The organism is Acinetobacter calcoaceticus, from assembly GCF_016508255.1.
Classification (GTDB): domain Bacteria; phylum Pseudomonadota; class Gammaproteobacteria; order Pseudomonadales; family Moraxellaceae; genus Acinetobacter; species Acinetobacter calcoaceticus_E.
Genome location: NZ_JADVKT010000006.1, coordinates 121,157 through 138,053 on the forward strand (window position 1 = coordinate 121,157; position 16,897 = coordinate 138,053).

The window sequence follows — 16,897 nt, forward strand, 5'->3', positions numbered from 1 at the left end:
CTTTTTTTATTTAATTAATGCGCTAATTTAGCTAAAAGTTCTTCTTTGGTTAGATTGCTCGCTTCAGCATCGCGACGGCCTTTATATTCAAAAGTACCCGCATCAAGACCTTTTTCACCAATCACAATACGGTGTGGAATGCCCATCAACTCAAGGTCAGAGAACTTAACGCCCGGACGTTCGTTACGGTCATCAAGCAACACATCAAAACCTTGAGCTTGAAGTTCTGCATATAGTGCTTCTGCTGCTTCAAGTGTACGTGGCGATTTGTGCGCATTCATTGGAACAATTGCAACTTCAAAAGGTGCAATGGCTTGTGGCCACATAATACCTTTGTCATCGTAGTTTTGTTCAATTGCAGCGGCAACAACACGTGTTACCCCAATACCGTAGCATCCCATAGTTACTGTAAATGGTTTGCCATCTTCACCTAGAACTTTACAGCCTAAAGCTTCTGAGTATTTAGTACCAAGCTGGAAAATATGACCTACTTCAATACCGCGTTTAATTTGTAGTGTGCCTTTACCGTCTGGAGATGGGTCGCCTTCAACCACATTACGCAAATCAAAAACTTCTGTAATTTGCGCATCACGTTCCCAGTTTACGCCAACAGCATGTTTGTCTACTTCGTTTGCGCCAGCAACGAAGTCAGAAAGAACAGAAGCAGCGCGGTCAACAATTACAGTTAAGCCTTTTTCGACTAAACCTTGTGGACCTGTAAAGCCAGCAGTTAAACCAAATGTTTGAAGTTGTTCTTCAGTTGCAAAAGTAAGAGGGGCAGCCACTAAAGGATGCTTCTCAGCTTTAATTTCATTAAGTTCGTGGTCACCACGTACAAATAGAGCAACGACAGGAACCTGACCTTTTTCGTCAGCAACACCTTGAACCAATAATGCTTTAACAGATTGCTTAGGATCAGCATTTAAGAACTGACATACATCATCAATCGTTTTCTGGTTTGGTGTTTCAACCAATTTAAATTCTTGTGCAGGTGCCGCACGTTCACCAACTAAAACAGCCTCAGCCATTTCAACGTTTGCTGCATAATCAGATTCAGTTGAAAATGCGATGTCATCTTCACCACTTGCAGCCAATACATGGAACTCGTGTGAAGCTGAACCACCAATAGAGCCTGTATCTGCTTGTACGGGACGGAAGTCTAAGCCTAAGCGAGTGAAAATACGGCTATAAGTGTCATACATCACGTCATAAGTTTCTTGTAACGACTCTTGAGTTGCATGGAAAGAATAAGCGTCTTTCATGATGAACTCACGTGAACGCATTACACCAAAACGTGGACGAATTTCATCACGGAATTTAGTCTGAATTTGATAGAAGTTTACAGGAAGCTGCTTATAACTTTTGAGTTCGTTACGCGCCATATCTGTAATAACTTCTTCATGTGTTGGCCCAAGTACAAATGGGTTCATATGACGATCTTTAAAGCGTAATAATTCAGGACCATATTGTTCATATCGACCCGATTCTTCCCAAAGACTTGCGGGTTGAGTCACGGGCATGAATACTTCCATTGCACCTGAATGGTTCATTTCTTCACGAACAATCGCATCTACTTTTTTAAGCACACGTGTTCCCATCGGCAGCCATGTATATAAACCAGATGCCAATTTACGAATCATCCCCGCACGTAACATGAGCTGGTGTGAAATCACTTCAGCATCATTTGGGGTTTCTCTCAACGTTGCAAATAAAAAGCGGCTTGCGCGCATGGAAAAAGTCCTAAAAGTTAAGCGTTGTAAAAACGCAGATTATACGATAATCGCTGCATTATGACATGAATCGTCGAGTTTGACGCAGCATAAAGTTTTTCAAGTCATCTAGATAAGTGAAAATGACGGGTACAACCACAAGAGTCAACAGGGTAGAGGTAATTACGCCACCAATTACAGCGTGAGCCATTGGTGCGCTTTGCTCACCGCCTTCACCAAGGCCTAAAGCTAAAGGAACCATGCCCATTACCATGGCGCTTGTCGTCATTAAAATTGGACGTAAACGGGTTTTGCCTGCCTGTAAAATAGCATCATAACGGCTCTCCCCATGTTCCATGGCCTTTTTAATAAAATCGATGAGCAAAATTGCGTTTTTGGTGACTAATCCCATCAACATAATAATGCCGATAATCGAAAATAAATTTAGGGTACTCTTGAACAAGAAGAGGGCGAGGAAGACCCCAATTAAAGATAATGGTAAAGATGCCATAATCGCAGCAGGGTGAATAAAACTATTAAACTGAGAACCTAAAACAATATAGATAAATACAATAGAAAGAGTGATTGCAGTTAATGCATATCCCGCCGATTCGGCCATATCTGCATTGGCACCTTGGGTATTGAAGCTATAACCAGCAGGCAATTTAAAGGCTTTTTGCATTTTATCAATATCTTTACCGATATCCCCACTTGGACGTCCTGATGTATTTGCTTGGATGAGTACTTCACGCTCAAGATCGCGTCGGTTAATTTGTGATGCGCCAAGTTTTTCTTCAGTAGTTGCTACCGCACTTAATGGAACTAATATCGGTTTTCCATTTGCACTGGTTTTGTTTGAATTGAGATATAGGTTTTGCACATCTTGTGGAAGCATGCGTTTGTTTTCATTTAATCGAATATTAACATCATACGTTTCGCCGTCTCGATCTTCCCAAGTTGTTACATTATCACCTGCAATTAATGGACGAATTGCATTAGCGATTTGAGAAACAGACAAGCCTAAATCACTTGCCAGTATGCGATTAATATGAACACCTAAAGTTGGTTTTGGTTCTTTTAATGAGCTTTCTAAATCAACCACACCTTTAATTTTACCCATTTCAGTCATAAATCGATTTGAAATTTTTTGAAGTTCATTCAGGTCAGTTCCTTTAATCGAAATCATGATTGGCTTTTGACCACCAGAAACGGAATCTTGAGAGGCAGCGACAGAGGTAACATGAATTCCTGCTACGGTTTGCAAACGATCACGGAATTCATTGTTCAGTGTCGTCAGATCTGAACTGCGCTGTTGTTTCGGTTTTAAGGTCACGCCTAAACCCGCATGGTTTTTACCAGACTCTATTCCGCTGTTTACTACACCATAAGTAGAAACAACATCAGGAAATTGCCTGATAATTTGATCAACTTGATGCAGCTTGGCTTGCGTATATTCTAAAGAAGCATCGACAGGAGTCTCGAACTGAATACGAATTTCGCCTTTATCTGGTGTCGGTACAAATTCGGTTCCAATCAGTGTCGATAAACCTAAGGCCGCGAATAATGAAGCCACTGCAATAATGACTGTAATAAAGCGGAAGCGTAGCGCGAGCTTTAATAGCTTTTCATAAATATGCGTAAGACCATCTAATAAATTAGAAATATAATTAAAGAAGTGTTGCAGCCGACTCTCTTTTTTCTTTATAGGATCTTTCCAGTGAGCAGATAGCATTGGATCGAGCGTAAAACTAATAAACATTGAAATGAGAACAGCTGTACTTACGGTTACACCAAATTGATAAAAGAAACGCCCAATTAGTCCGCCCATAAAGGCAACAGGTAGAAATACGGCCACAATGGTGAGTGTGGTTGCGAGTACCGCTAAACCAATTTCTTTCGTGCCTTCTAAGGCAGCAGTAACATGATCTTTGCCAAGCTCGGTATGCCTAACAATATTTTCTCGAACGACAATCGCATCATCAATTAATAAACCAATACTGAGCGATAAGGCCAATAGTGTCATCATATTAATGCTGAATCCAAAAGCCCAGATGAACGTTAAGGTTCCTAGCAAAGTAATTGGTAAGGTTAAGCCTGTAATGACTGTAGATCGAAAAGAGCCTAAAAATAATAGAACAATTAAAACTGCTAAGGCAGCACCTTCAATAATGGTGCGGGTAACATCTTTAATTGAAGCACGAATTCCTTTAGAACTGTCCGCCACAACTTTGTAATTTAGGCCCGCTGGCATTTGAGCTTTTAATTTCTCTAAAGTTTGGTAGGTTTTATCGACGACCTGAATTACATTGGCATCGGAACTTTTTAAAATATCAATAGAGACCGCTGTTCTTCCATTATAAAATGCACTTGATTGTAGCTCGGCTTGAGTATCTTCAACGCTTGCAACTTGTTTTAGAAAAATGGGTGAGCCATTTTTATTCGCAATGATCAAATCACCAAACCCAAAAGGATGAATGACCTTTGATTGAATCTGTACAACCAGTTCAGAATTCTTTTGTTGTAAGGTTCCGGCTGGAACTTCAATATTTTCATTTTTTAGAGTGTTAATGACCTGATCAATTCCTACACCATAGCTTTGCAATTGTTCAGGATGAATTTTAATACGGATTTGACGTTTAGCATCACCTAATAAATTGACGTTGCCCACACCGGAAACGGTTTTAAGCTGAGGCACAACCCGTTTATCTACATAGGAACTTAATTTAGCCAAACTCATACTACTGGATTCAAATACCACTGACATGATCGGGCTAGATGAAGGATCGTAGCGTTGTACAATCGGCGCATCAATTTCATCACGGAATTGGGCAGTAATTGGAGCAATTTTGTCGCGAACATCTTGTGCGGCAATCGCTGACGAGGTATCAAGATTAAACTCGGCTACAATCATGGAAAACCCTTCACTCGAACGTGAAGTGATTTGTTTAATGCCAGAAATCGTATTAATTTGGTCTTCAAGTTTTTTTGTAATATCAGACTCAACAGCTTCAGGCGAAGCACCAGCATATTGTGTAGTGACTACTACGAATGGGAAATCTACATTTGGAAACTCCTCAACTGTCATGCGTTTCCAAGAAGCCAGTCCGAGTACTATTAAGCACAACATCATCATAATGGTAAAAACGGGATACTTCACACTGATTCGGGTAAACCACATAAGCTATTTGCTACCTTATTTGTTTTTTTCGGCTGTAAGCGTCACTTTTTTATTGATATCTGAGTCGTCAAACTGGATACGGCTGATTTGATCTGTGCTTTGTAAGCCCTGAACTAAAGCAATATTCTCGTTGTAACGCTGCTCAACTACCCGAATTTTGACTTTTTGTATGGTTTGATTACGTATAACCCATACGAAAGGGTCTTGTTGCAAATTTTGAATACGATCTAAAGGAATGCTTTGGCCCTGATGAGGGTCATTACGTAGAATATTTCCATTAATGAAAGCCCCTATGCTTAACGAATCAATCTTTTCTGTAGGAACTGCAAAAAATTCGATTTGTCGGCTGTCTTGATCTGCAACAGGTGAAATACGCGTAAGCGTCGCATTTAATTGTTTAGAATTTCCCTGAATTTGATATTGAATAGGGCTACCTACTTTTAGTGCAGATTGTTGTTCAATAGGTAGTTTCGCTTGAATTTCTAACTGGTCAGGATTAACTATTTCAAATAATGTTTGCCCAACTGATACAGTTTGCCCTGGTTCAACTTGTCGCTTAGTAATAACACCTGAAATAGGGCTGATAATAATTCCATCTCGATCAGCTTTTTTAGCAATATCAACATTTGCTTGTTGAGCTCTAACACTTTCAAGTTGGCCTTTATAATCTACCTGACTCTGCTCAAACTCTACACGGGCAATAAAGCCTTGATCGAGAAGTCGTTGTTTCCGATTCATTAAATTACGCGAAAGCTCTGCTTGTGACTGAGCAGAAGCTAGGTTGGCCTGAGCTTGTGCTAAGCGGGCGGCATTGTCCTGATTATTTAATCTGACTAATACTTGGCCCTTTTGTACCTTCTGCCCCACATTCGCAGTAACGGCCGACGCTGTTGCACTGACTTGAGCTTGAATTGAGCTTTGTTGTACTGCACGAATGGTTCCTGTAAATGCAGTCTGAGAGTTAAGTGCTCCCTCTTTAACTGCAATCAGGTCTTGAGGAATGAGTTCAATTTTTGCTGGAGCTGATGCCGTTGTTTTATTTGTTTCTTGCTGATTACATGCAGCTAAAATCAAACATAAACTAATAATACTCAGTTTAAAAATGGTGGAAGGGGTGAGATGCATTTTATGCATACAGCATCATCCTATAATTCAAATTTTATTTTGCCCCTATTCTTGATAAACCTTTGCAGTTATTCAAGCTTTTTTAAACGTTCGATAATATTTTCATACTCGCTATTGGTGCGGTTGTAGGTCTTTGACAGCGTTTCAAGTGTTTGTTTCACCCTATTAATATTATTTAGATTGTTTTCAATCAAAGTCTTATGTCGCTCAGGGACGATTTCTCCCTTTCTGAAATATCCCATTTCCTGACGTTTAAATAAAATTTTATCTTGTTGTAACTGATTGAGTTGTTCCTGTTGATAGTTAATTTGCTTTTTTATCGCCAGTAATGCTTGATCTCTTTTAATCGTGGCTGTTTTACTATTGCTATAGGCTTTTTTTAATTTGCTATCTAGTTCTCTATGCTGTGCCGATAATGCTCTTTGACTTGATTGATTTAAATCAGTCTCGGCATTATAAGAGTGATTTCTTTTAATCACTTGCATATTTTGGTCTAGAACTTCATAACCGTAACGAATATGAGCAGGCGTGACTGAGGTACTAATATTGGCAGTGCCTTGTTGATCATAATAACGATACCAGACCACTTTAGATGTAGCGGCTATAGCAGAGGTCGTTGAGAAACAGAGTGAACCGAAGGAAATAATGCCTATAGATACAGACAAGCAGTTCCAATAAAAGGCATATTTCATCCGATTATTCATTGAAAATCCCCAAAAAAGATAGCTAAATCGCTTATTTTTAAATAATTAATCTTTATTATATTAGTTATTATTTAGCTGAATAAAAATATAGTCATTATAAAAAAAATGATAATTTTAATTAAAGTGTGATGAGGTTAAAAGTTATTGTTTATAAATGAGAAAGTAGACAAAAATACCTCATTGAAAATAGACAGTGAGATATGTTAAAAATGCGTATAAATGCGTAAAAACAAATTTAAGTTAAATTGCATTTATATTTTATATTTATGGGGATGGAAGATTAAATGGAAGATGCATTCCAAAATCTGAAAGTAATGGTGATTGATGACTCAAAAACCATTCGCCGTACAGCAGAAACCTTATTACAGCGAGAAGGCTGTGAAGTGATTACTGCTGTAGATGGATTTGAAGCTTTGTCCAAAATTGCAGAAACAAATCCAGATATTGTTTTTGTCGATATCATGATGCCTCGTTTAGATGGTTATCAAACTTGTGCTTTGATTAAAAACTCTCAAAATTATCAGAACATTCCCGTTATCATGCTCTCTAGTAAAGATGGTTTATTTGATCAGGCGAAAGGGCGTGTGGTAGGTTCAGATGAATACTTGACGAAACCTTTTAGCAAAGATGAATTGTTAAACGCGATTCGTAATCATGTAAATTCATAGCAAGTAAGTTGAGGGCAAAAAAATGGCACGTATTCTCATTGTAGATGATTCACCAACAGAAACTTTTCGTTTTAAAGAAATCTTAACCAAACATGGTTACGACGTGCTTGAAGCATCAAACGGTGCCGATGGCGTAACTCTTGCAAAAGCAGAGCAACCAGACCTTGTGTTAATGGATGTGGTTATGCCTGGTGTAAACGGTTTTCAGGCAACTCGTCAGATTAGCCGTGGGGAAGATACTAAACATATTCCTGTGGTAATTGTGAGTACTAAAGATCAGGCAACTGACCGAGTATGGGGTAAACGTCAAGGTGCAATCGATTATTTGATTAAACCTATCGAAGAAAAGCAATTGATTGATGTAATTAAACAATTTCTAAATTAACTCATCCATCCATAAAAAACATAAATAACGGGATTATGTGCCCGTTTTATAGGATCGAGTATGGCAGCGAATGGATTTATTGAGTTACTTCGTTTGTCTAAACGGGGTAATAAGAATTACGCTTCAGTTCAAAATGAAGCACAGCGATGGTCAGGGATTGCTTTTGAAATGAGAGGGCAATACTTCGTCGCACCACTTGGGGAAGTGTCAGAAGTTATCTATCCACCAAAATATACGCCTGTTCCAAATACCCAAAGTTGGGTAAAGGGATTGGCTAATATTCGGGGAAGATTACTTTCGGTGTCTGATTTGGCGCATTTTATTTTAGGGCAACGAAGTTCATTTTCGTCAACTCAAAAAGTATTATGCATTAGCCATCGCGACCATTATGTGGGGTTGGTCGTAGATCAGGTTTTGGGGATTCAGCACTTTAATAAAAAAAGCTTTTTTTCTCAAAGTTTAGACTTAGAGGAAAATCTAAAAGATTATTGCCAAGGTTATTTTCACCAACATAACCAGCATTGGCATGTCTTTTTATTTAGTCGGTTACTGCAAAACCCACATTACATGAATGCATCGACAAAATTTATAAACTAATTTTTACGCTGTGAAAAAACAGCGTATTTTTCTGGGGAAAAGCTATGGGCTTTAAGCTTAAAAAGAAAGGCGGCAATCGTGTTGCGTCCGAAAAATCGGGTGTCAATTTTATTGCAACAATTCAGTCAAGAATTGAGCAATTTGCCAGTTTATTTGGGGAAAGTGAAAAGTCCAAGCCTATCCTGTATGCAGCACTTTTATGTTTTGCTCTTGCGTTAGTGTCTTTAGCCTACCTGTTTTATAACGTTCCACGTCATAATCAGTTAATCCGAAGTCTCGGTGAGTTACGTTTGTTATCTCAAACGATTTCTAAGCAAGCAACGGAGGCAACAGAGTCGGGTTCTCAAGAGGTTATTACTAAACTACAGCAGTCTAAAAAAGACTTTAATGAAAACTTACTTGAGATTAAAAATATTCATGGTAAGTCGACTGATGAATATCAAAAAGTTGAAGCCATGTGGACTGGAGTTTCAAATAATATTGACTTGATTTCATCTCACCAGAAAGTTCTTAACCAATTATATGACACTAATATCTCAATTAGTGAGACAGTTCCTGAAATTCAGGCTGAATATAACTTGATGGTTGATCAAATGGCTCGTCAAGGTTTGCCAAGTAGTCAGGTAATTATTGCTAAAAACCAAGTGTTTATTGCTGAACGTATTTTACGTTCTATTAACTCGGTACTGAGTGGTACAGATGGGAACGTATCGACTAGTGATTTTGGCGTAGATATTGATACATTTGGTACGTATTTAAATGCTGAACTTAATGGTAATGCTGAGTTGGGCGTAGATCGTATTGCGGATCCAGCTTTGCGTGAATCTTTAGAAAGTATTAAAAATGAATACGACAAAGTTTTTAAAACTGCAGCTACTACAGTTTTAAAAAATGGTAATCAAATTGTTAATGTTCGTCAGGCATCTTCTCAGATTTTCTCAAAATCAGATGTTATGTTAGATAGCTTGGGACATTTATCTGATGTAGCAAGAAGCAACTGGCTCACTTTGTTCTTAGGTGCTGTACTAGTCAGTTCTTTAGCCGGTTTAATTTTCTCTGTATTTAAATTGATTACATTACGTAGCGTGATGGATAAGCAACGTGTGACTCGATTACAAGAGGAATATGATCGTAACCAAAATGCGATTTTACGTTTACTCGATGAAATTGCCGATTTGGCAGATGGTGACTTACGTTCATATGCAACTGTATCTGAGGACTTTACGGGAGCAATTGCCGACTCGATTAACTTCGCGATTGACCAATTACGTGATCTTGTATCCCGAATTCATGAAACTTCTCAGGAAGTTGCCCGTTATACGCATGATACACAGAATATTACGAACCAGTTGGCAGAAGCATCAGAGCATCAGGCACAAGAAATTGCCGGCGCATCAACTGCAATGAATGAAATGGCGCAATCAATTGACCAAGTATCTTCAAATGCGTCTGAATCTGCCGAAGTAGCAGAACGTTCGGTACAAATTGCTTCTAATGGAGCACAAGTGGTAAACCGTTCAATTGAAGGTATGGACACGATTCGTGAACAGATTCAGGAAACTTCTAAACGTATTAAGCGTCTGGGTGAGTCTTCACAAGAAATTGGTAACATCGTATCGTTAATTAATGACATTGCTGACCAAACAAATATTCTTGCATTAAATGCAGCAATTCAAGCATCTATGGCGGGTGAAGCAGGGCGTGGTTTTGCCGTGGTTGCAGATGAAGTACAGCGTCTTGCGGAACGCTCTGCATCGGCAACTAAACAGATCGAAACTCTAGTTAAAACAATTCAGACCGATACTAACGAAGCTGTTATTTCAATGGAACAAACAACAACTGAAGTTGTGCGTGGAGCAAACTTGGCAAAAGATGCGGGTATTGCCTTGGATGAGATTCAAAAAGTATCTGGTGACTTGGCAAACTTGATGGCCAGCATTTCTGATGCAGCAAAACTTCAATCTGCATCTGCGAGCCACATTGCTACAACCATGACCGTCGTACAAGAAATTACTTCGCAAACGACAACTGCAACCTTCGATACAGCGCGTTCTGTTTCTGAATTAGCAAATATGGCAGAGTCATTACGTGAATCGGTAACGGACTTTAAATTACCTGATTAAATTGGGGACGAGGATAGCTGTTTCTATAATAGCTATTCTTCTAAAAGTATTAGCAACACTAGATAAATATTGGGGAAACATCTATTTATCTGGTGTTGACTCTGTCGTTTTTCTCCATTTAGGAGATAAGCAAAAGAAGCCTTTGCTATGAAAGAAATATTAAAAACTTTAAATGAAGCAATGATGCTACCGGAAGATAGCTATTCTCAACAAGATGCTGAATTTCTTGATATTTTTGTTGAAGAAATTGAAGAAATTTTTATTGAATTGCAATCTTTGATTCATGAATGGATGCAATCTAAAAATATTGCTAAACTTCCTGAAATCCGTCGCCATTTTCATACATTGAAAGGTTCAGGACGAATGATTGGAGCGAAATCTTCTGCAGAGCTTGCTTGGACTGTAGAAGATACACTTAACCGGATAATCAATGAGAGTCTCAGATTAACTCCTGACATCCAACAATATGTTCAGTTAGTATTTAAGTTCTATTTCTTTAAATTAGTAGATGACTTTAAAGCTAAAAAGGAACATGCAGTAGATTTTAGAGCTCTTATTTTATTGGGACAACAATTACAACAGCAGCAAAGTTTAGAGCCTGCTTTAGAAGAACTTTTATTATTATCGGATACACTTACTGCTGAAACTCAGACTGGTTTAGAGGTAAATGATTTAGAACAAGAATCAAATTATTTAACTTTACAAACCACCATAGAAAGTGAACATACTCTTGCTGAAACTTTAGTTTTATTCATGGAAGAAGCGGAAGAGCACTTAGCGACCATTGATCAGTTTTTAGAACAAGAAACACATCAGCATGAGAGTTACAACGCCCTAATCCGTGCATTACACACGTTGCGCGGTAGCTCAGCAATGGCTCATGTAGAAGCAATTTTTGACGCGAGTACCAAGGTTGAGCATTTATTCAAAATCTTATTACAAGAAGAGCTTTCTTCTCATTCAGAAGAAATCTTACTACTCCGTGATTACCGTCAGTTTATCCGACAGTGTTTAGATCTATTAGCTGAGTATTGCTCTAATGAGCAATTAGACTCTAGCCTGAAACAATTCAATCGGGTTTGGGATGATTATATGGAACAGCGTGGCGAGCATTCGAGCCAGCTCATGCCTCCGTATGGTCTCGTATCTCAGCTATTACAGCTAGATGTTTCAGAGTTACTTGATGCAGAGTTAGATTTTGAGAAGGGGATTCGTACAGAGTTTCCTCATTATCTTGAACGTTTAAGTGAACAAGCTGATTTGTTATTGCAACATACCCAGTCTCCAGCAATGGTTGGTTTATATGAATATACTAACCAGCTGAAAGATAGCTATGACGTATTGCTTGGCCGACCTGATTTATTGCAATTAGATTATGTTTTTGAAATTTATCAAAAAGCACATCAACAATTAATTCAATTATTTGATGCGTTAGCTGCGGGCCAGAGAGTTAGTGTTATTGAGCAACATCAAAATGTTTTGGAAGAGCTGAAACTATATACCCAACATATTCCAAGCCTTAATTCTGAACCATTAGAAAATCATCAGGAAGTTGTTGAGTCGCTATTTAGTGCGGATGTAGAACAAACAGCATATGAATCTTCGATATCTATCGAAAGTGAATTAACTGATCATGTCGTAATGGGTCAGAGTATTCATTTAGATCGTCAGTTCATGTCTACTGAACATGTAAACCGTCATTTTGATCCGGAACTGTTAGATATTTTTCTTGAAGAAGCCGATGAGTTGCTTGAAGGAATAGATACAGATCTTAATATTTGGGTTAATGATCAAGAGAACTTTGCTGCTCTTAATAACCTGATGCGCTATTTGCATACCTTAAAAGGTGGGGCAAATATGATTCAGGCAAATTATATTGGTTTAATTGCACATGAATTAGAAAGTATTTATGAGCGCCTAATTCAAAGACAGTTAATTACTTCATCTGCTCTCATTGATTTTATCCGTCTGGTTCAAGATGATTTAGCAGATCGTCTGCAAATAGTACGTGAACAACATCTCGATTATGCAGCATCTCATACTATCCAAGCGCTTAAGAATGCTGGTAAGACATATGATTCACTTGGGTCTACTGTTAAAGAAACGCAAGCAGAGTCTGAACAATACATTACACCAGAATTAACTTTTGAAGTATTACAACAAGAAGCTATACATAATACCGAGTTAAACTTTCATGAGTTCACTTCTAATTTTGAACAGATTGGCGAGCCTAATAATAGAGTTGTTAATCACACAGAATTAGAAGTTTTTGATGCTGACCAAGGCTATACCGACAGTAACCAAGATCAGGATATTAGCTCAGTTGTCGAACAGACATTTATGGAGGAAGCGGCCGAACTGTTAGAGATGGCCGATCACCTATTAAAGCAGTGGTTTGAGCAGCGTACCAATCGTAGTGTCTTACTTCAGCTACAAAGGGCTGTGCACAGCTTGAAAGGTGGTTCCCGTATGGTGGGACTTGAAACCGTACAAGCGATTGCTTATCAACTTGAAAATGCTTTTGAACAATTTGCGCTTCATCATTTTAGCTCAAATATTTATGACAACTTGTTAGAGAGCGCGATTGCTTGGTTAAAAGAGGCAATCTTCAAACAAAATTATCAACATTTCGATGGCTTACAACAAAGTTTAGAAAATATTCAGTTTATTGAAACTGCAATACAAATTCCAAGTAAGTTGACTAGAACTGATCTGTTTAGTATTGAGCCTGTCATGAGCTTTGTGCAAGGTGATGGCGCAGAACCACCACCAATGGTGGGGGCATGGGAACAAACACAGCATCTTGAACGAAATAATGAGATGATCCGAGTTTCGGCAGATTTGATTGAGAAAATGATCGATTTATCTGGTGAAAATTCGATTAACCGTTCACGAATTGAAATGGATCTAAGTCAATTTGGTCATACGCTAGTAGAAATGGAGTTAGCCATTCAACGGCTTGCAGACCAGTTGCGTCGAATGGAAGGTGAGTTAGAAACCCAGATTATTGCAAAACACGGTATTGAGCATTCTCGTTATACAGAATTTGATCCTCTAGAGATGGACCAATATTCTTCATTAAATCAACTATCGAAATCACTTGCTGAATCTGCATCGGATTTAGTGGATTTCAAAAATACACTATCCGAAAAAATCAGAGACACAGAAAGTTTGCTGGTACAGCAATCACGTATTCAGGCCGAAATTCAAGAAGGCCTCATGCGAACACGGTTAGTACCATTCTCTCGATCGTTGCCTCGTTTACAAAGAATTGTGAGGCAGACTTCTACTGCATTAGATCGACCAGCAGAGCTTTTTGTTAATAATACGGAAGGTGAATTAGACCGAACAATGCTAGAGCGTTTGGTTACCCCACTTGAGCACATGCTTCGAAATGCAATTGGCCATGGTCTAGAAGATCGTGTGCAACGTAAACAAGCGCAAAAACCAGAAACTGGACGTATTGAACTCAATATTCATCGTCAAGGTACAGATGTTGTTGTTACATTTAAGGATGATGGCCGAGGTATTGATATCGAGAAGGTCCGTCAAAAGGCTCTCTTGTCTGGTTTGATTAATTCTGAACAAGTATTAGAACATCAAGATATTTTACAGTTGATTTTCCATCCTGGGTTAAGCACAGCCGATCAAGTCACTCAGATTTCAGGTCGTGGTGTTGGACTAGATGTTGTTCAAAGTGATATTAAGGCTTTGGGCGGACATGTGAGTGTCGACTCTGTATATGGACAAGGAACAATTTTTACAATACGTGTTCCAACCACAGTAGCCGTTAGTGATGCCTTAATGGTTAAAGTTGCCGATCAACAATTTGCAATTCCGCTGGCTCAAATTGACCGAATTGTTCGAGTTTCACCAACCTCCTTAGAACAGTATTTTGGAAGTACACAAGAATTTTTTGAATTTGAAAATAAGCATTATCCATTACGCTATTTATCTGAGTTTGTTGGTAATCAACCGATTCCACGTTTAAGTGGGATGATGTATTCACTACCAGTATTAATGATTAAGGCAAATAATGGACAAACAATTGCATTATTGGTTGATCAGCTTATCGGTTCACGTGCGCAGATTGTGGTCAAGCCAATAGGACAGCAGTTCTCTAGTATTGGTGCGATTGCAGGCGCAACTATTTTGGGTGATGGTCAAGTTTGTCTAATTTTAGATGGACAAAATATTGCTCGCCAAATTCAGTCTACCCGCCGACATAAGCCGCTTAACGAAGCTATCTATAGACAACGTGAGTCTGACGAGCGCCGTCTCATTATGATTGTGGATGACTCTGTCACAGTGCGTAAGGTAACCACTCGTTTACTCGAACGTCAGGGTTATGATGTAGTCACTGCTAAAGATGGTATTGATGCAATTGAACAGTTGGAAAATATTAAACCAGATCTAATGCTGCTTGATATCGAAATGCCGCGAATGGATGGATTTGAGGTACTTAATCTTGTTCGACATCATGATCTACATCAAGATATGCCAGTCATTATGATTACATCAAGAACTGGCGAAAAACACCGTGAACGAGCATTTACGTTAGGGGTTAACCAATACATGGGTAAACCTTTCCAAGAAGAAGACTTACTTCACAATATTGAGGCTTTTTTCATGATACGTGAAGAGGAACTTGCCTAATGAAAACCAATCTAAGTACATCATTAATTAATGAAATGGATCAGCAAGAACTTCAACATTTAATTACTGTTTCAACTGGTTTTATTGATGCATATATTATTGAATGTAATCAGCAAGTGCCGATGCTATTGCCACAAAACGTAGTGTTATCAGCTATGGATGTTAAAAATGGTATCAAGCATATTGAATGGCATGACGTAAAACTTCCTGTTTATTCCGTGCATAATGAAATTGAGTCGGGAGCGGTGGCATTGGTTATTGAAAGTGAAGATATCAGCCAACGTTTTGCACTAATGTGTAAATCAATGCCAGTTTCAGTTCGGTTACGTATTTCTGAAGTCGTAGATGAAAATGAAGATATACAACACGCTTTACAGCACCCGACTGTATTTAAATACGTGCGTATGGAGAATCAACGCTACCACGTACCTAATTTACAATATATCCAAGACACACTTCATCTATAAAAAAAGGAACTCATTTTGAGTTCCTTTTTAATTTCTATTTAGCTAATAAATTTTCCAAAATTTGCTCATAAATATCAGTTAGTGGATCGAGGTCATGCACGTCAACATGTTCATTAATTTGATGAATTGTTGCATTGAGAACACCTAACTCCAATACCTGTGCGCCTGTTGGAGCAATAAAACGTCCATCAGAAGTACCGCCACTTGTTGAAAGCTCAGTTTCAGTACCAGTTACATTTAAAATAGCATTTTGAGCTGCATTCACCAGTTCACCTACTGGTGTCAAAAATGGTAAACCAGAAAGATTCCAATCAATTTCATACTGTAAACTGTGTTTATCTAAAATCTCATGAACACGTTGTTCAAGCTGTTCAGCTGTCACTTCTGTAGAATAACGGAAGTTAAAAGTAACTTCTAAAGTACCTGGAATGACATTGGTTGCACCAGTACCTGAGTGAATATTCGAAATTTGAAATGATGTTGCTGGGAAATATTCATTTCCTTTATCCCAAACAGTTTGGCATAGCTCTGTTAAAGCAGATGACGCTTCATGAATTGGGTTAAGGGCTAAATGTGGGTAAGCCACATGGCCTTGCTTACCATGAACAGTTAATAAGCCATTTAAAGAACCTCGGCGTCCATTTTTAACGATATCACCTAATTTATTTGTACTTGAAGGTTCACCTACCAAACACCATTTAATTTTTTCATTACGCTCTTCAAGAGTTTCAATGACTTTAACTGTACCATTAATGGCAGGACCTTCTTCATCGGAAGTAATCAGAAATGCGATAGATCCTTTATGGTCTGGATGTTTTGCGACAAAACGTTCAGACGCGATAACCATGGCTGCCAAAGCTGTTTTCATATCAGCTGAACCGCGACCATATAACTTACCATCACGAATTTCAGGTGCAAATGGATCTGAATTCCATGATTCTAACTTACCTGTTGGGACTACATCAGTATGGCCTGCAAAACAAAATACAGGTTCTTCAGTTCCGCGGCGTGCCCAGAGATTATCCACATCCCCAAAACGCATGGGTTCGATCTGAAAACCGATTTTGGCTAAGCGGTCGGCCATGATGGTTTGGCATGTGTGATCAATAGGAGTAACAGAAGGCTGTTGTAACAGTTCTAAGCTAAGCGAGAGAGTGTCTGAATGGTTCATACCGAAAATTGCGTGCTGATCAGGTGAAATATAGTTCGATATAATAGGCGAATCTCTACGTGATGGGTACGTAAAAATAAAAAAACCTTATCGGAACGATAAGGTTTTTTAGTG

Annotated in this window: 11 protein-coding genes; 6 read left to right on the forward strand and 5 right to left on the reverse strand. The window is 38.6% G+C overall.

The window, feature by feature from the left end; genetic code table 11:
- Window positions 1–14 precede the first annotated feature (14 nt).
- From I5515_RS12905 to I5515_RS12920, 4 genes are all read right to left on the reverse strand, one after another.
- On the reverse strand, window positions 15–1,730 hold the full coding sequence (locus I5515_RS12905) for a proline--tRNA ligase (protein ID WP_199967529.1): 1,716 nt from the start codon (window positions 1,728–1,730) through the stop codon (window positions 15–17).
- A 58-nt stretch (window positions 1,731–1,788) separates the two neighbouring features.
- Window positions 1,789–4,887, reverse strand: a complete 3,099-nt coding sequence (locus I5515_RS12910) for an efflux RND transporter permease subunit (RefSeq protein ID WP_199967530.1) — start codon at window positions 4,885–4,887, stop codon at window positions 1,789–1,791.
- Window positions 4,888–4,902: 15 nt separating this feature from the next.
- A complete protein-coding gene (locus I5515_RS12915; RefSeq protein ID WP_199967734.1) occupies window positions 4,903–6,012 on the reverse strand; it encodes an efflux RND transporter periplasmic adaptor subunit in 1,110 nt (369 codons plus the stop codon).
- A gap of 68 nt (window positions 6,013–6,080) precedes the next feature.
- Window positions 6,081–6,716: a hypothetical protein gene (locus I5515_RS12920; protein ID WP_199967531.1), complete on the reverse strand. Its 636-nt coding sequence runs from the start codon at window positions 6,714–6,716 to the stop codon at window positions 6,081–6,083.
- A gap of 284 nt (window positions 6,717–7,000) precedes the next feature.
- On the opposite strand from I5515_RS12920, the gene pilG reads away from it, so the two are divergent.
- From pilG to I5515_RS12950, 6 genes are all read left to right on the forward strand, one after another.
- Entirely contained in the window at window positions 7,001–7,384 is a 384-nt protein-coding gene (gene pilG / locus I5515_RS12925) for a twitching motility response regulator PilG (protein ID WP_199967532.1), read from the forward strand.
- A 22-nt stretch (window positions 7,385–7,406) separates the two neighbouring features.
- Window positions 7,407–7,769, forward strand: coding sequence for a response regulator (locus I5515_RS12930; RefSeq protein ID WP_009389403.1), 363 nt, complete (start codon window positions 7,407–7,409; stop codon window positions 7,767–7,769).
- Between the two features lie 60 nt (window positions 7,770–7,829).
- Window positions 7,830–8,366 carry a chemotaxis protein CheW gene (locus tag I5515_RS12935; protein WP_199967533.1) on the forward strand — a complete coding sequence of 179 codons (537 nt, stop codon included), beginning with the start codon at window positions 7,830–7,832 and terminating at the stop codon, window positions 8,364–8,366.
- 44 nt (window positions 8,367–8,410) lie between these two features.
- Window positions 8,411–10,489 carry a methyl-accepting chemotaxis protein gene (locus I5515_RS12940; RefSeq protein ID WP_199967534.1) on the forward strand — a complete coding sequence of 693 codons (2,079 nt, stop codon included), beginning with the start codon at window positions 8,411–8,413 and terminating at the stop codon, window positions 10,487–10,489.
- A 147-nt stretch (window positions 10,490–10,636) separates the two neighbouring features.
- On the forward strand, window positions 10,637–15,145 hold the full coding sequence (locus I5515_RS12945) for a hybrid sensor histidine kinase/response regulator (protein WP_199967535.1): 4,509 nt from the start codon (window positions 10,637–10,639) through the stop codon (window positions 15,143–15,145).
- Window positions 15,145–15,612, forward strand: coding sequence for a hypothetical protein (locus tag I5515_RS12950; protein ID WP_199967536.1), 468 nt, complete (start codon window positions 15,145–15,147; stop codon window positions 15,610–15,612). Before I5515_RS12945 ends, I5515_RS12950 begins: the two co-directional genes overlap by 1 nt.
- A 34-nt stretch (window positions 15,613–15,646) precedes the next feature.
- Here the strand turns inward: I5515_RS12950 and dapE are convergent, their stop codons facing one another.
- A complete protein-coding gene (gene dapE / locus I5515_RS12955; RefSeq protein WP_199967537.1) occupies window positions 15,647–16,783 on the reverse strand; it encodes a succinyl-diaminopimelate desuccinylase in 1,137 nt (378 codons plus the stop codon).
- Window positions 16,784–16,897: the final 114 nt, after the last annotated feature.